The sequence below is a fragment of the Rheinheimera sp. genome, from assembly GCF_037442525.1.
GTDB lineage: Bacteria > Pseudomonadota > Gammaproteobacteria > Enterobacterales > Alteromonadaceae > Pararheinheimera.
Map to the genome: position 1 here is coordinate 321,477 of NZ_JBBIQD010000003.1, position 19,112 is coordinate 340,588.

The following is a 19,112-nucleotide window of genomic DNA, read 5'->3' on the forward strand; positions in this document are numbered from 1 at the left end:
TTCTCCGATTCTGTTTCGTTCCCCTGCTGCCTTGCCGCCGTAGCTTTGTTGCCTGCGCTCTTCGCTACTACGCCAATGCATTTGGGCTGTATTTAGTTTGTTTACCCAACACAAGTCTGGGTTTTATCAATTTATTTAATGGCTTGCGTCTTTTTGTCTACGGCAAAGAACGAACTTACCGAAAGGGTTGCTGTGTTCCATAAAGCGACCGTTGAGCGCCAGGGACGGCGCGAAACGAGCCCCCCAGGGATGGGTTCACGGGCGTGTCGCTGTTGGAATGCAACAACCCTTTGCAGCCGCTCCATCTACTCCGTGCCACCAAACCATCAACAACCCCAGCCCATCAAGCCCGCATCGAACCCGCAGCGCCTGCCGCCTTGCATTCCAAATGCTGCACGTCATACAGCTTAGCCAACTGGTTGGTCAGCAAACTGATGGGCTTGTCAGTGGTCACAGACAAGGTCAACAGCAAACCGCTGAAATCCGCCATGGGCTTCATCTCAAAAGACGCCAGCTCAAAACCCCGGTAGCGCGTTACCTGCAACACACGCTCCAACGCCACTTGCTCATTTTTGGTCTGTATCGTTAAAACATGGTTCATTTGTTCGCTCCCGTTAACATATCCTGATTCGCGGCGCCCGGCGGTACCAGAGGCCAGACATTGTCTTTTTCGTCAATTCGTACATGCAGTAAATAAGGCCCAGGCCAGGTAAACATCGCCTCCAGCGCCGGTAACACCTCGTCCTTGCGGCTGATGCTGTGGCCAGGAATGGCAAATGCAGCGGCTAACGAGACAAAATCCGGATTGTCCGACAAATCGGTTTCGCTGTAGCGCTCGTCAAAAAACAGCTCCTGCCACTGTTTCACCATGCCCAGCTTCTGGTTATCGACAATGACAATTTTCACCGGCAGCCGGAAGCGCTTGATGGTGCCCAGCTCCTGCACATTCATCATAAAGGAGCCATCACCGCTCACGGCTATGACAGTGTCTTTTGGCCGCGCCAGCTGAGCACCAATGGCGGCCGGTAAACCAAAACCCATAGTGCCCAGGCCACCGCTGCTTAAATGGTTGCGCGGGCTGGAAAAGCTCATATGCTGCGCCACCCACATCTGGTGCTGACCCACGTCGCAGCACACCACGGCGTTGTCGGGCGCGCGGTCGCTCAGTTGCTTCAGCATTAAAGGCGCAAAAATCTGCTCGCCCGGGTGGTCGTAACGCCAGCCGTGCTGCTGCTTCAACTGCTGACAATGTGCCAGCCAGTCGGCGCAGTAAGTGGGGACTGACATGGCTGGCAGCAGCTCACGTAAATCGCCCAGCATGGCGCAGTCGGCGCGGCGCAGCTTGTGCAGTTCGGCCGGGTCTATGTCGATATGGATCACTTTGGCGTCCGGTGCAAAAGCCGCCAGTTTGCCAGTGACGCGGTCGTCAAAACGCGCGCCTAAACAAATCAGTAAGTCGCACTGCTGCACTGCAAAGTTAGCGGCCTGAGTACCGTGCATACCCAACATGCCGAGGTAATAGGGGTTGTTCGCCGCCACTGTGCCCATGCCTTTTAAGGTGGTCACAGACGGCATAGGGCTTTGGCTTAAAAAGGCATTTAGTTGTGCTTCGGCGCCCGCCATATGCACGCCGCCGCCAATGTAGGCCACTGGTTTTTTCGCGCCCTGGATCAGCAAACGGGCCTGGTCCAAGGCGGCAACCGGTAAATGGGTAACGGCTGGCTCGGCTACATTGTCGGCCACTAAACGGGGTTTGAGCTGCACTTCGGCCAGTTGAATGTCTTTTGGAATATCCACCAGCACAGGGCCGGGGCGGCCAGAGACGGCCAGTTCAAAAGCCTGGTTTAAGGTGGCTTCCAGCTCTGCCACGTCGCGCACCATAAAGCTGTGTTTGGTCACGCTCAGGCTTAAACCCAATACGTCCACTTCCTGAAAAGCGTCGGTGCCCATCACGGCTTGCGACACCTGGCCAGTGATGGCTACTACGGGCACTGAGTCCAATAAAGCGTCGGCCAACGAGGTGATTAAGTTAGTCGCGCCCGGGCCTGAGGTGGCCATGCAGACGCCAATTTTGCCGGAGCTGCGGGCATAACCAATGGCTGAAAACGCGCCGCCTTGTTCATGGCGACACAGGTAGTGTTTGACCTTGCTGCCGTACAGCGCGTCGTAAATAGGCATAATGGCACCGCCGGGGTAGCCGAACACATGTTCAACTCCTTGTTGTTCCAGCAGGTTTATCACCAGTTCTGCGCCTTTCATACCCTATCCCCTATTTGGCCTCGTACTTGAGGCTGCCGCGTTGTTGACTACTCACCCGGCACCGCTTTGGACGCTGGACGGGCGGGGCTAAACCCCGCCCCTACGTATTCATCTGGCTTGCAACGCCAATTACTTTGGCCAACTTAGTCAGTTTGTGTTCTATCGTTGATACAAGTAACCAACAAAACCTGTTTCGAAACTTTTCGGGGACCTTAAAACACAAAACCCCCGAACCTTTCGGTGCGGGGGTTTTGTTGAGAATTTTTTGCTGCTTAAAATTCCAAACGCGATCCCCCGCAGTGACTAATCACCACGAGCACGAGGACCACAATAATGTTCAGAATTGAAGCTAAACGCATTTTTGTATTTTAACTCTTAGGTTAATTTTGTTTATTTAGTGTTCCGGCGCTGTTTTTACGTTGGATGCCGGAAAATTGCGCTACTAGAAATAGCCGTCTAAACATCTTTAGTCAACAACTATTTTTGCTTTTTGCCGCGTTTTGTAAAAAAATTACAAGCCGCACAGGCAGTTATCCGGACTGTGCTGTGGTCAAACAAATCAGTAACGCTATCTCCAAGCCGCTTATTGCTGCAGTCCACACAGCTGCAGCTGCAAGGGCGACGGGGATAAAGAGCAGGTATGGATCAGTTAGAACTATTCGACTTACCCAACCCCTGTATTGGGGTCTGCACAAGCAATAACCGCGGTTATTGTGTTGGCTGCCTGCGCTCACGCGATGAACGTTTTGACTGGCATAACAAGCCGGTGACCGAACGTGCCCGTATTCTGAAACTGCTGGAGCAACGCCGCGCCCGCCGTGATGCCGCCCGGCTGGCTGGTAAACCAGACAGCAGCCTGGAAGCAGATGCGGATCCAACGCCAGACCTGTTTGGTTTCTGAGACCGCCGCAATAGCTAGATGGATTGCGCATTCTGAGCGCAATGGCTACAGTGGATTCAGAACATTTCCTGGAAATCAGCAGTGTCCGCCATTTTATCCCAGTCATCCGAAATCCTTCAAAAGCAACTTCAGCATATACGGGGCGAATTTGCTGACGCCTTGTGGCGTAACTTTGCACTGATTTCGCTGTTTGGCGTGCCTTTGTCTTGTTTGCGGGCGTTCAATACCGGCTGGTTGCCGCTGTACAGCCTGCATATTGCCGTAGGTACGGTGTTTATTGCGGGGCTCTGGCTGCTGCCGAAGCTGACGACGGCACTCAAAGGGGGTTTGCTGATCCTGCTGTTCTGGCTGATTGGTCTGCCGGGTGCCATGCACTTTGGTTTTGCTTCTCCCGGCATCTGGTGGCTGGTGTTAAGTTGTGTGGTATCGCATCTGTTATTCCGGCCCCTGGTCACAGTGCTGCTGGCCGTGGCGGCCTCACTGAGCCTGCTCAGCCTGGCGCTGGGCTTTATTTACGGTTATCTGAGCATTCCCTTTAATGTGCGCTCTTATATGACAGACCCCACCGCCTGGGCCACTTACCTGACGGTGAACTTTATTGCTTTTGTGGTGGTGTTCCGCACCGTGGTCAGCCACAGTGCGGCGCTGCAGGCCTATGCCCAGCATCAGTTCCGCCAATGGGTGGAAGATTTACCTCTGGGCATAGTGGTACTGAATAAACTGGGCCAGCCTTTTTACCGCAATAAAACGGCCCAGCAGTGGTTTGACGCTGATCAGACTCAGCTGAACCTGCTGCTGGGCCAACAGGCCTGCCCGCTGGACGACAGCCAGTTGCCGGAGCAACGCGCTTTATTGGGTGAACGGGTGCAAATGGATAACCTGCAGCTGCAGCAACACAATGACGCCCGTTTACTGCAGGCATGGGGTCGGCCTGGGTATGACCCCGATGGCACACTGAGCTTTGGTATTGCGGTGTACGAAGACATTACAGCCCGAAAAAAACTGGAGCAGGTGAAGGACCAGTTTGTCTCCACCGTCAGCCACGAACTGCGCACGCCACTGACCTCCATCCACGGGGCACTGAAGCTGGTACTGGGCAATGCATTGGGCGAGCCACCGGAAAAAATTCGCGCCATGCTGGAAATTGCCGGACTGAACAGCCAGCATTTAATTCGCTTAATCAATGACTTATTGGATATTCAAAAAATTGAAGCGGGCGAGCTGGCCTTTGACCTCAGCTGCTTTCAGCTGGGGCCCTGGTTACGCACCGCTGTGCAGCAACTGTCAGGTTATGCCATCAGTCATCAGGTCAGCTTTGAGCTGGCAGAGCCCGGCTGCCCTTGTTGGGTGAATGCAGACAGCAACCGACTGATGCAGGTGATGGGCAATCTGCTGTCCAACGCCGCCAAATTCTCTCCGGCCGGGGCTGTGGTGCAGATCCGGCTGGAGTGTCTGGGCACTGGCTGCCGTATCGCCATTGCCGACCAGGGCCCCGGCATTGCTGATAACTTTAAAGAGCGCATCTTTCAGCCATTCAGCCAGTCCGATACCTCAGACCGGCGCCAGTTTGGCGGCACAGGTTTGGGCCTGAGTATCAGCAAAGCGCTGGTGGAAAAACATGGCGGCCGGTTGTGGTTTGAAAGCGCACCGGATCAGGGCAGTACCTTTTACGTCGATTTGCCTGCCGCCGCAGCACCTGGCTGAAACAGCTGACTCAGCCAGTCACTGAATACCCTTAAGTTCCGGCTCATCAGCTTACGGTGCGCATACAGCAAATTCACCGGCATGGCTGGCGCATTAAAATCAGCCAGCACCTGAATCATCTGACCGCTTTGCAGGTAAGGCCGGGCACCACTTTCCGGCAGCTGGATCAGGCCCAGCCCGGCCAGGCAGGCGGCGCTGTAAGCTTCAGTGTTATTGACGGTGATTTGACTGTGCATGCGGATACGCTTCACTTCAGTCCCCTGCTGGTATTCAAATTCGGCTTTTTGCCCACTGAGTTGCTGGCTGTAATTGACCAGCTGATGCCTGCCTAAATCGTCCAGCCGCGTGGGGGTACCAAAGCGCTGGATATAAGCCGGACTGACGCAGTTAATCTGGTTCATCTGCCCAAGCGGCCGGGCGATCAGGCTGCTGTCTTTCAGCGCCCCCACCCGGACTATGGCGTCAAAACCTTCGGCTATTAAATCAACCCGCCGGTCTGTGCTGGACAGCTGCAACTGCAAATCCGGGTGCTGCTGCAAAAAGGCAGGCAGCTTGGGCAACACCAGATTTTTCGCCAAGCCTGTGGGCATATCAATCCGCAGCACGCCGTTAAGTTGCTGATCGCCGGGTTTGAACAGCTGCTGCAACTCCTCCAACTCATGCAATAACTCGCTGCAGCGGCGCAGGAATTGCTGGCCGTCACTGCTCAGTTCCACCCGTCTGGTGGTGCGGTGCAACAAGCGGCTGCCGAGACTGTGCTCCAGTTGCTGCACGGCTTCCGACACTGAAGTTTTTGGCAGCCCGAGTTGCTCAGCAGCCCGGCTGAAGCTGCCCAGTTCCGCCACCCGCACAAAGATCTGCATCTGCAAAATTCTGTCCATTGTTTGGCCTGTTTATCCGGATACTACGAATAGTGATTTCGAAATTAGCGCGTTTATCCAGATATTTCCATGCAATAAGCTAGGCATCATCCAGACAGAGGAGCACAGCATGAACACAAAAATTGCATTAATTACCGGCGCCAGCCGCGGTTTGGGCAAAAACGCTGCCTTGGCCTTAGCCAGAGCAGGCCACGACCTGGTGATCACCTACCATAGCCAGGCCGAGGCGGCGGCAGAGGTCGTACGCGCCATTGAAGCCCTTGGCCGCAAGGCGGTTGCGCTTCAGTTGGATACCAGCAACATTGCTGGATTTACCGACTTTTCCAAGCAGTTAGCCACAGCCTTACAGCAACATTGGCAACGTGACCGCTTGGATTATCTGGTCAATAATGCCGGGACTGGGGTACATAGCCCGATCAGCGAAACCACGGCAGCGCAGTTTGACACCATGGTCAATGTGCATTTAAAAGGCGTCTTCTTCCTGACACAAACCTTATTGCCACAACTGAAAGACGGCGGCGCGGTGCTGAACCTGTCCAGTGGTCTGGCGCGTTTTTCGCTGCCTGGCTACGCCGCTTACGCCATGATGAAAGGGGGTATTGAAGTCTTCAGCCGTTATCTGGCACTGGAACTTGGGCCACGCCGCATCCGGGTCAACACGCTGGCACCGGGCGCCATTGAAACTGATTTTGGCGGTGGTGTGGTGCGCGACAACGCCGGTTTAAACCAGCTGATTGCGTCGCAAACGGCTTTGGGCCGGGTGGGACTGCCGGATGATATTGGCGGGGCTGTGGTGGCTTTGTTATCGGATCACAGCGGCTGGATTAACGGCCAGCGTATTGAAGCCTCTGGCGGTATTCATTTGTGAGCCTGATACGGGGCTCGGGAGGGTCAAGACCCTCCCCTACAGCAAACATGGGTAAACAATGAAGCGGGGTGGGCCTAAATCGAGAAAATCTAACGCCGAATGCGGCCATTCTGATTTCGCCCTTACGGGAGCGCCTGAAAAACCCTCACTCCGCGTTGTAACAGCTCGAAAGAGCCCCACTATTCCTTCGCTGTTACGCCTTGATTGAGCCTTTTTCAGGCTGCTCTGCTGCTCACTTCTTAAACTAATCGGTGCTCTAGCTTTGCCAGATTTGCAGCTGGTAAGCACCCAATTCAGGCGTTTCATCTTCCTGCCAGCTGATGTGTAAGCCCTGTGGCACCAGTTCTGCCGGAATGGCCTGCGTTTCTGCTGACAGGTTCAGCAAGATCACGGACTGCTGCGGCCCCAAAGTACGGCTCAGTTTCAGCAGCTTGCCGTCGGCCAACAGTTCGGCCCTGTACTCACCTGCAATGCCAAACTCCGGCCGTTTTTTCTGTGCGATCAGGAATTTATACAAAGACCAGACCGATTTCGGGTCTTGCTGCTGCGCCGCTACCGTAGTGGCGCCTTTTAGCTGCTCAGCTAAAAAAGGAGCCCACCAGCTGGTGTCGCCCTGAGGCGGGAACAGCTGGTCCGATTGCACCCAGACTTTATCCGCTGTAGTAAAACCCGCCTGATTGGAGCCATCCCAGAACATAGGCGAGCGGCGGTGCATATGCTCTTTGTCCGACGCTTGGGTCAGCGCAATTTCTTCGCCGTAATAGATGTAAGTGGTGCCTGGGGATGCGAATAACATGGCGGCCGCCAGCTTGGCTTTGTTGAAATCACGGCCCAACTGCCAGGCCAGCCGGGGCTGGTCGTGATTGGTCAGGAAGGGGCTGAAAAACTCAAAAGGCGCCCCAGAGGCTTTGCGGTCCTCAAAGTTGTTTTGCAGGCTGTTGCCGGCTCTTTTGTGCTGCGCCATGGTGCCAAACTCGGCGTTTTGTGCCCCGGCGTTCAAAAGCTCCAACACTTTGTAGCCAAAGTCAAAATCAAAACCTGCGTCCAGACCTTTGCCTTCGCCCCAATAACGGGCCGCCACCGGAATATCCACCCAGGCCTCAGCGACCAGATAAGCTTCAGGGTTTACACTTTTGACGTACTGAGTAAAGTCCACCCAATAATCAATAGTTTGTTGTGTATCTGCCTGCTGACCCGGGCCGTTTTCAATGGCATAACGCACCGCGTCCAGCCGGAAACCCGCCACCCCTTTATCCAGCCAGAATTTGGCGGCTTTTTTCATTTCGGCCACCACATCCGGATGCGTCAGGTTCAGGTCGGGCTGTGACGCGCCAAAAGCAGCGTAATAGTAGGCCTTGCGCTGCTCGTTCCAATGCCAGACCGCTTCAGGTTTCACCTCTTTGTTCCAGGCCGGGCCCCAGCCGTCCTGTGGCAGTTCGTCACGCCAGATAAAATAATCTTTGTAGGGGGTTTCACCGGCAGCAGAACGTTTAAACCAGTCGTGTTCGCTGGAGATATGGTTAATCACCAAATCCAGAATCACTTTGATATTTTTGCTGTTGGCGTCCTGCACCAGGGCTTCAAAATCGGCCATGCTGCCATAGTCCTGCTCCACCTCATAGAATTCAGTGAAGTCGTAGCCATGGTAAGACGGCGCTTCAAACATAGGGGTCAGCCAGATGGCGTTAATGCCTAAATCCTGCAGGTATGGCAGTTTGGCCTGAATACCCTTGAAATCGCCAATGCCGTCGGCATTGGTGTCGTAAAAACTACGGGGCCAGATTTGATAGACCACAGCGTCCTGCCACCAGGGCGCTTGCGCCTGAGCTGTGGCAGCAGGTGCGGCGGCCACCGCGTTGCTTGTGTTGTTGTCCGGGGCTTTGGTGCAGGCGTTTAACGCCAGCGCCAGTGAAAGCGCTATAACTGTTGATTTAAACATCGTCTGATCCCTGTTGTTTTCTTGTTGGCCCCAGCTTAGTCAAAAAGCCGGGACCGGGCCAGACTGCATACGAATGCGAAACGACTGACGCTGTTATTGGCCGGTCAGGCGCTTGCCAAAGGAGATGGCATAAGCGGGGGAACGCATTTGCAACACAGGGTCACTGCTGGCCCTGACGCCTGTGCTCAGCACATTGGGGTCAAAATTAATGCCGGTGCAGGCGTCGTCACCCTGACGCTGAATACTCAACCGGCCAATATCCAGGGTTGTGCGGCTTGCAGGCCAGCTTTGCGACGGGTCAGTCTCGGTATCAGCAGCCTCGCCCAGCACCAGCTGCATAGTCCAGTGCACCGGGCCTTGCTGCAACCGGGTGGCCAGCCGCTGCTGCAGAAAATCGGTTGGTGGCGCTTTGATTTCTGCATCAGTCAGCCCCTTCACACCATCAACAGGCACAAAATGCCAACGCACTTTGTGTTCTTTGCCACTGCTGTCGGTCAGGAAAAAGGTGTGAATACCAAAATAAGAACTGGTGGCGTAACTCCAGGGAGGTGAGTTTTTTTGCAGGTACTCCGCTTGCGGCAAGGTGGACGGATTGGCCTGACGAAAGGCCTGAACTTTGGCCAAATCGGGCTTGCCGGTAACTGAGTCTGGCAAGGAACTTTGTAATAAACCTAAAAATACGTCCGGATCTTTGGCGCCAAAGATGGGGGTGTTCAGCATGGCAAAGTGCTGCAGCTCGCCATTGGGGCTTTTCAGTTGCAACGCCATCCCCCTGGGGCTGCGGCTGTTTTCCGGCGCTTTCGGGTTACCTCCAGCCATGGAAAAACGTGCCGTGACCGGCACAGTCGCGCCACTGAGCCAGCTGATTTGGCTGAATGGCTTTGCGGCAGGCAAGGCCGTGAACTCACCGGCAGCACAAAAGCCTTTGGCGTGACCTTTCCGTTGCCCTTTATGTTCACCAAACAGCTTGGCAAAGGTATCGATCAGGGCTGTTGGTGTGGCAGTTTCGGCGTTCAGGGCAGGGCTTAACACCAGCAGTATGGCAAGGGTGAGTGGCTTCATCGTGAGTTTCCTGTAAGGTTCGCAAGTGACCAGAAAAGACCTCTGAGTCCAGCACTAACTTTCGTCCCACGAAAAAAAACCAGCTTTGCTTGGGACAAAGCCGGCCTAAGGGAACATCAACAGGTAGAAAACTTACATGATGCCGGAGATAGAGCGGACCAGGCCCTGGATCAGCGCAGGCTCAGCTTCAACATACTCCATATTGACCTGATTGGCGGTCGACATAATGCGGGTCTGGTAACGTTTCCACTCGGTTTCTTCGGTGGAGCTGACGTTTTTATAACCGCTGTTGCCCTGCTTCAATGCGGCCTTGTTTTCTTCCACTACAACCACACCTTTTTTCGCCCGCTCAGAGATCTGCAGGTCGGTGATAATGCTGTAATGCACATCTTTGACTAAAGCGTCAGCCGCCAGACCAATCAAGGCGCCACCTACTGTGGCTGCAGCGCGGCCGCTGCCACTGCCAAACTGGTTACCAATAGCACCACCGACTAAAGCACCGCCAAAACCGCCACCAAAGGCTTCATTCTGGGCGCGCAGGTCGGTCTGACCAGCTTGTAACACATTAGCCTGCAACAGGAAGTTGGCTTGTTCCGGGTCACGCACTACGCGATAACCTTTAGACTGTACCGCTTCAATAATGGCAGGTTCCAGGCTCAACCCCTGTTTGTCTGAGGTGTTACGCACCTGCACAAACACTGTGCGTTTGTCATCAGCAACAGGATCTAAAAAGATGGTGTCAGACATTTTGGTCTGCACATCCAGATTCCGTTTGCTGATAGCAGTATGAGTGGCAGAACAACCAGATAAAGCTAGTGCACCAACCACCAGGGCCGCTGCAGCGAATTTCAATTTTGACATACATAACTCCATATTGACTGTCATAAAGACGGGCCTAGTTTATACGGACAGCCCTTGGCTGAGCTTGTACATCGCTAAAAATATTTGTAACAGCCTGTGCTGTTGCTGCCGTTTCAAGCCAATAGTAGCGCTAACTGCCTGAACCTATTCTGAATAATTGCTTAGGGCAATTTATCGCCAACACCCAATGTCACCTGATTGTCATACAAAATCTTTAAAGTGATGCGCTGGAATTTGGAGCGCTGACATTGACCAGGTATCTGACACCACTGCAGTTCCGTTGGGCTATGACCGGCCTGACCGCTGCCCTGCTGCTTCTGGCGCTGGGCTGGACTCTGGCGTCTGCGCCCATAGCCTTTGATATTCAGCCCTACAGTTCAGAACGTTGTGCGATTAACAATGGCAATCAGCCACAGAGCCTGACCGTGCTGGCATCTCCCATAGTAGCCAAGGCATTGTTACCCCTGTTGTGCAGGAGTCCGTTGCTGGCCGCGCATTACCAGCAGGTTGAGCTGCATTGGCCTGCCCTCAGTGAATTACAGGCCGATGACCTGATCCTGGGCAAATACGCTCTGGTCTGGGCCAGACCTGAAACCCTGAAAGCTGTGTTGCATAACTTTGAGGCCTACTACACCGAACTCTGGGCCAACCCGAATTACCGCGTATTCTGGATCAGTCAGTCGGCTATTCCCCGTTGGAATGCCACTTTTGTCCGGCAACAACAGATAGGCTTGTTGGCGGATCGCAACAGTTACAGCGGTTATCAGTTGCCACTGGCATCGTTGCAGCTGCCGGATCTGAGTTTGTCTGAACTGACTCTCCGTTTTTATGCCGACCGACAGGCCTTAACAGATGCCTTTGCTCGGGGTGAAATCAGCCTTTACCCTGCTGTATTACTCAACAAACAAGGGGTGGCCCTGTCAGACACAGACCCCCCACCTTATTACGATGTCAGCGGGCAGCCGCTGCCAATGGCCCATCTGCATCCAATGTCCGGCACCAGCAATGGTGGCAGCTTTTACCTGCATAACAGCCTGGCTCCACTGAATTGCGAGCTGGCCGGGCTGTTGAAAGAATCCAGGCTCTGGCATGGTGTGATCAAGGTGCCATGCCCATGAGTCTGAGCCGGAACAAACACCTGCTGTGGCCCCTGGTTTGGCTGCTGTTGCTTGGACTGATGTTGCTGGGCACCAGCCTGTACAAATCCCGCCAGTTATCCGGGCAGATATCCAGCCAGTTGCCGGCCGTGGTCGAAGCCACACTGCAAAACAACCATGGCTACATTCGTCAGCTGCTTCCTGCGTTGCTGGCGCAACTGAATCAACAAAGCACCAGCCTGGCCTCTGACGAACTGCTGGTGTGTGAGGCGAGTTTTGAAGCCATAGGCGAAGGCCAGCCTGTGGATGCGTCGCTGGTGTGGCAATCCGGTCTGGTGACTTTTTACGCCCGCTATCAGTCGGTGTGCACCCCGTCGGCCCTCAGCTGGTCTGCCTGTCTGGCGCTGATGCTAACCCTGATTTGGCTTAGCACTCAATTGAGCCAGACGGTCCTCAGCCCCAGAGAGCAGCAACTGACTCACAGCCTGCTGCAGAATGCTGTACCTGGCAGCGACACCCAGCAGAAACTGGTGTTGCAGGACTGTCGTCAGCACTGGCAGGAGCCTCACTGGCAACTCTTTGCGCAGATCAGCCCCCTGCTGCCGAGCCAGCTCTGTCTGGATTTAATCAACCATGGCATCCGGCATCAGTTGCACTGCAATGAACCGGACTGGCTGGTGCTGGCCGCCCGGCAACGACCGGATGACCCGGCGGCCATTTGGGCTGTCGCCACGGCGGAGCCCCAACTGAAATTCCAGCTGGAGACAGGCCAGCTTTGGGTGCATGGCCTGGAATTGAAACTGAGCCGTACGCCTTTTCTGTATTACTACTGGTATGCCAGCCGGCGTAAATCTGCGCTGCAGGATGGCTGGGTACTGAACCCCGCCAGTAACAGACCCAGCACCGACTATGCCACCGAATTAACCGCTTTGATGCTGCAGGGGCATGGCCATAAAAAAGCACTGCAGGATATTGAAGCCGGAGTCAAAGCCAAAACCCTGGACCAGAACCGCAGCAAATTGCGGGATGAACTGGAACAACAGCTGGGGCCGGCGCTGGCGCAGCAGTTCCTGTTCGACTGTCATAAAGATGTCAAATCCAGCCGTTCTCATTACAGAATGATGACAACCCCAGAGCAGATAGAACTCATCTGAGCCTGCCTCTTTATAGATGTCTCTAAACGCCGCAGAGACATCCAATACACAAATCTTTCATCTTCAGTTTTTACCTTGGAGCGAGCAAAAACGCAGCCGCCAGACAGGCACTGCACTGTATTCACGCACTATCAGGAAGGTAAATTTATGTCTGCTTTAACGCGACTGCCCCGTACGGGTCCGGCTCCGTTTCGTCTGAACCGCATTACTTTGGGTTGCCTGTTATTGGCTGCAACCTGTGCAACACCAGTGCTGGCAGATGTCGCCGCTGAAGCTGTTGAGGCCGCCGTCGCTGAGGCGGGTGGTGAAGCCACCCGGCCAAACGCCAGGGCAAAAGAAAAAGCCGTGGAACGCATCTCTGTGGTCGCAAGCCCCATCCGCAACAGTCAGGAACAATCCATTGCGCTTCAACGGGAAGCCACTAACGTGGTCAACGTCATTGCTTCAGACGATATTGGCCGCTTTCCGGACCAAACCGCTGCCGCTGCGTTAGCCCGTTTACCTGCAGTGGCGGTGCAACGCGACCAGGGCCAGGAACGTTATATTCAGATGCGTGGTGCACCTGCGCGCTGGACAGTGGTGGCCTTTGACGGCGTGAACGTCTTAGGTGCGGAAGAGCGGGTGTTCCGCTTTGACTCCGTACCAGCCAACCTGATGAGTGAAGTGGTGGTGGCCAAAACCCTGACCCCACAAATGCCGTCGGAAGCTGTGGCTGGCCGGGTGGATATTAAAACCTTCAGCCCTCTGACCCAACCAGGCTTTGCTGCCGATCTGGATTTAGGTTTAGGTAAAAACCAGTTGGGGGATGGTGATCAGGAACGTTATGCCGGTCGCCTGTCCTGGTCCGACGGCACTTATGGTGTGATGGTGGCAGGTTCCACCTACAGCAATGAACAAACCACGGACAACAACGAAACCAGCTGGGATGCCAATGGCGCCCCCACCGGCTTTGACGTTCGCAGTTACAAAATTACCCGCGAAACCAACTCTGGCGCCGTGAAGTTTGAGTTTGCCCCCACGGACAACGACTATCTGTCACTGTCCAGCCTCTATACCGAATTTCTCGACCACGAACTGCGTAACCAGTTTACCTTTGACCTGGATGCGGCTTCCGTGTCCGGCAGCCGTGGCGTCAGCTCAGGTGACCTGGTGGCGGTGCCCGTCACCGCTATGTATCAGGACGGTGACTACGCCAACTCCACCTGGGTGAACACCCTGGCCGGTGAACATGAACGTGGTGACTGGCTGTGGAACTGGTCGGTCAATTACACCGAAACCGAAAGCACGGTGAATTTACCTATTATCCGTCGGATGCAAACCAACCCGTCGCAGTTCGCCTCCATGCATTACGACATAAGCAATCCGGCCCTGCCACAAATGCAGCTGTACAACACTGTGGTGAATGCGGACCGCAGCATGAGCCGTGGCAGCGCTGTGTCTGCGCTGAACCAAAGCGCTTTTGGCTTTGACGGCGTGATTATCTATGACATGGAAAACACCACGGACGCGCTGGGCCTGAAGCTCGACGGTGCCTACAGCTTTAAACATGCCGATGCCGACGCCAGGCTGGAATTTGGTGTGCAGCTGGATCAACGGGAAGCTCAGTCACCAGGTTCGGCCCAACCTTTTATTTATGTCGGCCCACTGGCGCAAGCGGCAGGTCTTGATTTTGACCTGAACCAGTTTAATACCAGCACACCCTGGGACACAGATATGGGCCATGGCTTCAGCGTAAATTACTTTGACAATGCCGGTGCCCGCCAGCTGTTAGACCAGACGCTGGCCAGCCTGACCGACATGGGCCTGGTAAACCCCGATACCTTCCGTTCTGCCGACAGTGCCTATGAAGTGCAGGAAGATATTCAAAGCGCTTATGCGATGAATACCTGGACTTGGGACCAACACCAGGTACTGATGGGTGTACGCGCTGAGCGGGTCAGCCTGGACAGTGCAGGTTTTGTCAAAACAGCCACAACCACCGAAGCGCTGCACATGTCACGGGATGACACCAGGCTGTTCCCCAGTATTCACTGGAATATGGATATCACTGAGGATCTGAAATTCCGTTTAGCCGGGGTGACAGGGTCCAGCCGCGCCAGCTTCAGTCAGGTGCGCGCTGGCGCTTCTGTCAGCGATACCGAAGAAAGCATCAGTGGCGGTAACCCTTACCTGAAAGATGAAGAAGCCGTAGGTGTGGATTCGTCGCTGGAATGGTATTTCGCCGACGCCTCTTTGGCTTCAGTCAACCTGTTCCACCGTGAACTGGACCATGTGCTGTTCAGCTCAGTGACCACTGTTGGCGACAGCCGTTTTGATACCGACGGCATCGACCGCTCAGGGTATGACTACAGCACCACATTAAACGGTGGCAGTGGCCACTTAACCGGCCTGGAGCTGACCTACATTCAGCCCTGGGATTTCCTGCCAGAAAGCCTGCAGGGTTTTGGTATGCAGTTTAACTATGCCTTGCTGGACAGCGAATTCGCCACACCAGAGGGGCGCAAAGTGGCCTTACCCGGCACCTCAGACCGCGTGATAAACAGCACCTTTTTCTATGAAAACTATGGCTGGTCGGTACGGGTGAATTACCAATGGCGCGACCAGTGGCTGGACGATATCTCCTATGAGGCCACAGGCGACATTTACTGGCAGGACAGCAAAAGAGTGGATTTGTCAGTGCGTTACCAGCTGACCGACCAGGTTTCCGTGTATGCCGACCTGAACAACATCACCGATGAAGGTGGCGAACGGTTCGAAGGCGATGCCAGCCGCCCTATTGAAGTGGAAGGTTTTGGCCGTCGTTATATGGCCGGCGTCAAAGTCAGTTTTTAAGGTCTTATTGAAGGAATAGGTATGAACATCAATACAATCACTCAAACTCTGCTGCTCGCAGTTTCGGGTTTCAGCTTCAGCCTGCTGGCGGCCAGCAGCGATTTCCAGACCGGTAATGAGCGCATCCTGCAATCCGCAGGGGCGGTCATGGTGAAACAGGATAAAGCCCTGTTACCGCAAACTGTGCTGGTCAGTTGGTCTGCCAGCCTGGGCCCTGTCACTTTGTACCGTGCCAGCAGCCCGGATCAGTCCAGGATGGAACTGGTTGCAGAGAAGCTGAATGGCAACAGTTACCTGTTGCCTGCAAAAGATGCGCAGCGCCAGTATGTGTTTATTAAACCGCAGCAGCAGGAGGGCTATTGGGTGGCTGAACGTGTATTACCATTACAGGGCGGTGTGAACTTCCGCGATTTGGGTGGTTATAAAGGCGCCGATGGCCGGGCTGTGGTCTGGGGCAAGCTGTTCCGCTCCGGCAGCATGAGCGACCTGACCGGCGCGGATTACCAGTACCTGAGTGCGCTCGGTATTCGCACCTTCTGTGACTTCCGCTCCAACGAAGAGCGCGCCGACGAGCCTACCCTGTACAAAGAGTTTGCCCCAGAAGCGCAAATGCTGGTGAAAGACTACTCGATGGCGCAAATGATGAACGCCGAGTTTGGCAAAGCCCTGGCCCAGGTGCAGAACCGGGAGCAGGCACTGCAGATGTTCAGTGGTTTTTACCGCAAAGGTGCCACCAGCTATGCCGGTCAGTTTAAACAGATGTTTGCCCAGCTGCTGGCAGGCAAAGCGCCGCTGGCGGTGAACTGCTCAGCAGGCAAAGACCGCACCGGCATGGCGTCAGCGCTGATTCTCACCGCTTTGGGGGTGCCCCGTGATGTGGTGGTCGCCGACTATGCGCTGTCGGAACAAACCTATGACTTTGGCATGCAGGCGCTGAAAAAAATGGCCAGTGGCGGTGCTAAAGAGCAGTCGCCTCATACCCAAATGTTCCGCCAGTTAAAACCTGAAGTGATTCAGGTGATGATGGGCACAGATCCGGCGTTAATCACGGCGTTTTTCCAGCAAATTGACCAGGACTATGGTTCAGTCGAGCACTACCTGCAAAAAGAGCTGGGGCTGACCCCAGCCTCACTGGAAACCCTGCGCTCGCTCTATCTGACCAAGGTGTAAATTCAGCACGGGACCACGGCGTTCAGATGAGGGGCGGGTCAAGACCCGCCCCTACCTAACACGACAGCCCCGCAACCCGATTCAACGAAACGAGGCCACCTCTTCTGGGGTCAGAAAACGGTATTCGCCTTCAGCCAGGCTGTCCTCCAGCACCAAAGCGCCAATTTGTTCGCGGTGCAGCTGCTCCACCTTGTTGCCGATAGCGGCAAACATGCGTTTCACCTGATGGTAACGGCCTTCATGAATGGTCAGCAGCACCTGCTGAGGTTCAATAATTTGCAGCTGTGCTGGTTTGGTCAGCGTTTTTTCGCCGCGCAGCATCACACCTTCAGCAAAAAGCGCAATGGCCGAGTCCGGCACCGGATCGGCCAGCCAGACCCGGTAAGTTTTGGCACAGTGGTGTTTGGGTGAACTGATTTTATGCGACCACTGGCCATCGTCCGTGATCAGCACCAGACCCGTGGTGTCCAAATCCAGCCGGCCTACTGTGTGCAAACGTTCAGTCAGCGGCTCGTCGAGCAGAGTAAAGACGGTGTTGTGGTCCGGGTCGTCGGTGGAGCAGACATAACCTGCTGGTTTATGCAGCATAATGTAGCGCGGCCCCATCAGCTGCAGCTCTTCGTCATCCAGACAGACTTTATCCTCAGGTTTCAGCTGCAGTGCAGGTTGTTTGACCGTCACACCATTCACTGTGACCAGGCTTTGCCGGATCAGTTTGCCAGCCTGACTGCGGGTCAGGCCGGTGCAGTCACAAATAAACTTATCTAATCGCATCATGGGCTTCCTGTTTCTGCGTTCCAGTCTAACCAGAAGCGAAACACAACTCCAGCCTTGTCATGGCACTGCAATGCTCAGCACCTTCTGCTCCCCCGTCTGTGGCTGGTAACTCAGCACCCTGTGGTTATTGGTGTCGGCTATATAAATAACCCCTTGCCAGACCGCGACTGAACCGGGTTCATTCAGCGGCGGATTCAGACTGATGCTGCTGACCTGCTTTTTGTCCAGATGCAGCAGGCGTAACCTGTGGTTGTAAGTGTCGGCCACCACCAGGGTGTTGCTGTCCAGCACCGCCACGTCTTTGTTGTGTTGCAGTAAGGCGCGGCGGAATGCTCCATCTTTCAGGCCAAATTCAAACAGGCCCTGCCCGACCAAAGTGCTGACTTTGCTGGACTTCAGATCAATCTGCCGCACCGCGCTGGCTTCGGCGTCGGCCACCCACAATTTGCCAGCGGCCAGCGCCAGGCCACTCGGCTGATTAAAAGCCGCGTCATCACGACGGCCGTCCAGCAAAGCTTCCTGCCCGGTACCTGCATAGGCTTCCAGTTGGTTACGCACTAAATCCAAAGTCCAGATTTGATGGCTGCCTGCCATCGCTATATACAGGGTGCGGCCATCCAGCGCTAAATCCCAGGGGGAACGCAGCGCCATGCTGCGGGGGTCTTCACTGCCGGCTGAACGGCCTCCCAGTTCGCCGGTGCCTGCCAGTGTACTGACGTCAAAAGTTTTTAAGTCAATTTTACGGATGGCATGGTTGCCGGTATCCGCCAGATAAAGTGCATCTTCAGTCAGCACCATACCTTGCGGTGAATGAAAGGCAGCACTGCTGGCATGGCCATCTTTGAGTTCAGCAATGCCGCTGCCGATACGCTTGACCAGCTTGCCCTGATGGTCCAGCAGCACCAGTTGATGGTGCAGGGTGTCGCTGATGGCGATGTAACGCGCATCAACCGCCACAGCCCCTGGGGCGGCCAATGGGGTGCTCAGCGGGTCCAGCGGTTTAAGTGGCAATGGTTCTGTATTCAGCTCGCCTTTGTACTCCGCCAGCAGTTGCGCCACCGCCTCATCCAGCAGCTGGTAGCGGCCTTCGCCTGAGGTCTGCCCCACATATTTGCCATCCGGTGCAATCAACACAAAGGTTGGCCAGGCCCGCACGGCATAATGACGCCACAACACAAAATCCACGTCATTCACCACCGGGTGCTGAATACCATAACGACGCACAATGGAGCTTAAGGTGCTGAGCTGCTTTTCATTGTCAAACTTGGGCGAATGCACAGAAATCACCGCCAGCTTGTCGCCGTACTTCTGTTCGAGTTTATGCAGGTCCGGGATCACGTGAATGCAGTTCACACAGCCATAGGTCCAGAAATCCAGCAGTACCACTTTGCCACGCAGCTGCTGCATGGTCAGTGGCTGGCTGACATTGAGCCAGGGTAAGGACGGCGGGAAATCGACGCTGTTGGTGCGTGCTGCCACTTTTTGCAGACCCAAAGTTAAACTGCCGATCATGACTATTACCCAAACCATTAGTTTTAAACGCATTTGACACTCCTGCCTCAGTCCGGCTTCTTTACTATAGACAGCGAAGATGAAAAATTTCTTTC

General features: G+C 54.8%; 15 protein-coding genes. 7 read left to right on the plus strand and 8 right to left on the minus strand.

Annotated elements, in window-relative coordinates; genetic code table 11:
• Positions 1–343 precede the first annotated feature (343 nt).
• Both ilvM and ilvG read right to left on the minus strand, forming a co-directional pair.
• The gene (ilvM, locus tag WKJ03_RS07845; RefSeq protein WP_337841625.1) at positions 344–601 is read right to left on the minus strand and encodes an acetolactate synthase 2 small subunit; all 258 of its coding nucleotides are present in this window, start codon (positions 599–601) and stop codon (positions 344–346) included.
• Positions 598–2,259, minus strand: a complete 1,662-nt coding sequence (ilvG, locus tag WKJ03_RS07850; RefSeq protein WP_337841626.1) for an acetolactate synthase 2 catalytic subunit — start codon at positions 2,257–2,259, stop codon at positions 598–600. The genes ilvM and ilvG overlap by 4 nt, the downstream gene beginning before the upstream one ends.
• Before the next feature lie 640 nt (positions 2,260–2,899).
• On the opposite strand from ilvG, the gene WKJ03_RS07855 reads away from it, so the two are divergent.
• Together WKJ03_RS07855 and WKJ03_RS07860 are read left to right on the plus strand one after the other, a co-directional pair.
• Positions 2,900–3,160 (plus strand): DUF1289 domain-containing protein, encoded by a 261-nt coding sequence (locus WKJ03_RS07855; protein ID WP_337841627.1) that lies wholly within the window; start codon positions 2,900–2,902, stop codon positions 3,158–3,160.
• Positions 3,161–3,241: 81 nt separating this feature from the next.
• Complete coding sequence (locus tag WKJ03_RS07860; protein WP_337841628.1) at positions 3,242–4,864, plus strand: PAS domain-containing sensor histidine kinase; 1,623 nt, start codon at positions 3,242–3,244, stop codon at positions 4,862–4,864.
• Here WKJ03_RS07860 and WKJ03_RS07865 read toward each other — a convergent pair.
• Positions 4,828–5,745 carry a LysR family transcriptional regulator gene (locus WKJ03_RS07865; protein WP_337841629.1) on the minus strand — a complete coding sequence of 306 codons (918 nt, stop codon included), beginning with the start codon at positions 5,743–5,745 and terminating at the stop codon, positions 4,828–4,830. The genes WKJ03_RS07860 and WKJ03_RS07865 overlap by 37 nt on opposite strands.
• 109 nt (positions 5,746–5,854) lie before the next feature.
• Here WKJ03_RS07865 and WKJ03_RS07870 point away from each other — a divergent pair, with 109 nt between their 5' ends.
• Complete coding sequence (locus WKJ03_RS07870; protein WP_337841630.1) at positions 5,855–6,613, plus strand: SDR family oxidoreductase; 759 nt, start codon at positions 5,855–5,857, stop codon at positions 6,611–6,613.
• A 256-nt stretch (positions 6,614–6,869) separates the two neighbouring features.
• Here WKJ03_RS07870 and WKJ03_RS07875 read toward each other — a convergent pair whose 3' ends face one another.
• The 3 genes from WKJ03_RS07875 to WKJ03_RS07885 form a co-directional block, all read right to left on the minus strand.
• Positions 6,870–8,552, minus strand: a complete 1,683-nt coding sequence (locus tag WKJ03_RS07875; RefSeq protein WP_337841631.1) for an alpha-amylase family glycosyl hydrolase — start codon at positions 8,550–8,552, stop codon at positions 6,870–6,872.
• 93 nt (positions 8,553–8,645) lie between these two features.
• Positions 8,646–9,614: a catalase family peroxidase gene (locus WKJ03_RS07880; RefSeq protein ID WP_337841632.1), complete on the minus strand. Its 969-nt coding sequence runs from the start codon at positions 9,612–9,614 to the stop codon at positions 8,646–8,648.
• 132 nt (positions 9,615–9,746) lie between these two features.
• Positions 9,747–10,475, minus strand: a complete 729-nt coding sequence (locus WKJ03_RS07885) for a complement resistance protein TraT (RefSeq protein WP_337841633.1) — start codon at positions 10,473–10,475, stop codon at positions 9,747–9,749.
• Between the two features lie 248 nt (positions 10,476–10,723).
• On the opposite strand from WKJ03_RS07885, the gene WKJ03_RS07890 reads away from it, so the two are divergent.
• The 4 genes from WKJ03_RS07890 to WKJ03_RS07905 all read left to right on the plus strand — a co-directional run bounded on the left by WKJ03_RS07890 (position 10,724) and on the right by WKJ03_RS07905 (position 16,728).
• Positions 10,724–11,593 (plus strand): hypothetical protein, encoded by an 870-nt coding sequence (locus tag WKJ03_RS07890; RefSeq protein WP_337841634.1) that lies wholly within the window; start codon positions 10,724–10,726, stop codon positions 11,591–11,593.
• Positions 11,590–12,726 (plus strand): hypothetical protein, encoded by a 1,137-nt coding sequence (locus tag WKJ03_RS07895; RefSeq protein ID WP_337841635.1) that lies wholly within the window; start codon positions 11,590–11,592, stop codon positions 12,724–12,726. Before WKJ03_RS07890 ends, WKJ03_RS07895 begins: the two co-directional genes overlap by 4 nt.
• Before the next feature lie 147 nt (positions 12,727–12,873).
• A complete protein-coding gene (locus WKJ03_RS07900; RefSeq protein WP_337841636.1) occupies positions 12,874–15,558 on the plus strand; it encodes a TonB-dependent receptor in 2,685 nt (894 codons plus the stop codon).
• A 21-nt stretch (positions 15,559–15,579) separates the two neighbouring features.
• Positions 15,580–16,728, plus strand: a complete 1,149-nt coding sequence (locus tag WKJ03_RS07905; RefSeq protein ID WP_337841637.1) for a tyrosine-protein phosphatase — start codon at positions 15,580–15,582, stop codon at positions 16,726–16,728.
• A gap of 81 nt (positions 16,729–16,809) precedes the next feature.
• On the opposite strand, the gene rsuA is transcribed toward WKJ03_RS07905, so the two are convergent.
• Together rsuA and WKJ03_RS07915 are read right to left on the minus strand one after the other, a co-directional pair.
• Positions 16,810–17,502 carry a 16S rRNA pseudouridine(516) synthase RsuA gene (gene rsuA, locus WKJ03_RS07910; RefSeq protein WP_337841638.1) on the minus strand — a complete coding sequence of 231 codons (693 nt, stop codon included), beginning with the start codon at positions 17,500–17,502 and terminating at the stop codon, positions 16,810–16,812.
• A 60-nt stretch (positions 17,503–17,562) separates the two neighbouring features.
• Entirely contained in the window at positions 17,563–19,050 is a 1,488-nt protein-coding gene (locus tag WKJ03_RS07915) for a thioredoxin-like domain-containing protein (protein WP_337841639.1), read from the minus strand.
• Positions 19,051–19,112: the final 62 nt, after the last annotated feature.

Bases quoted from the DNA above. Each gene is read 5' to 3' on its own strand.
- ilvM (WP_337841625.1), bottom strand. From the start codon at position 601: ATGAACCATGTTTTAACGATACAGACCAAAAATGAGCAAGTGGCGTTG.
- ilvG (WP_337841626.1), bottom strand. From the start codon at position 2,259: ATGAAAGGCGCAGAACTGGTGATAAACCTGCTGGAACAACAAGGAGTT.
- WKJ03_RS07855 (WP_337841627.1), top strand. From the start codon at position 2,900: ATGGATCAGTTAGAACTATTCGACTTACCCAACCCCTGTATTGGGGTC.
- WKJ03_RS07865 (WP_337841629.1), bottom strand. From the start codon at position 5,745: ATGGACAGAATTTTGCAGATGCAGATCTTTGTGCGGGTGGCGGAACTG.
- WKJ03_RS07870 (WP_337841630.1), top strand. From the start codon at position 5,855: ATGAACACAAAAATTGCATTAATTACCGGCGCCAGCCGCGGTTTGGGC.
- WKJ03_RS07875 (WP_337841631.1), bottom strand. From the start codon at position 8,552: ATGTTTAAATCAACAGTTATAGCGCTTTCACTGGCGCTGGCGTTAAAC.
- WKJ03_RS07880 (WP_337841632.1), bottom strand. From the start codon at position 9,614: ATGAAGCCACTCACCCTTGCCATACTGCTGGTGTTAAGCCCTGCCCTG.
- WKJ03_RS07885 (WP_337841633.1), bottom strand. From the start codon at position 10,475: ATGTCAAAATTGAAATTCGCTGCAGCGGCCCTGGTGGTTGGTGCACTA.
- WKJ03_RS07895 (WP_337841635.1), top strand. From the start codon at position 11,590: ATGAGTCTGAGCCGGAACAAACACCTGCTGTGGCCCCTGGTTTGGCTG.
- WKJ03_RS07900 (WP_337841636.1), top strand. From the start codon at position 12,874: ATGTCTGCTTTAACGCGACTGCCCCGTACGGGTCCGGCTCCGTTTCGT.
- WKJ03_RS07905 (WP_337841637.1), top strand. From the start codon at position 15,580: ATGAACATCAATACAATCACTCAAACTCTGCTGCTCGCAGTTTCGGGT.
- rsuA (WP_337841638.1), bottom strand. From the start codon at position 17,502: ATGCGATTAGATAAGTTTATTTGTGACTGCACCGGCCTGACCCGCAGT.
- WKJ03_RS07915 (WP_337841639.1), bottom strand. From the start codon at position 19,050: ATGCGTTTAAAACTAATGGTTTGGGTAATAGTCATGATCGGCAGTTTA.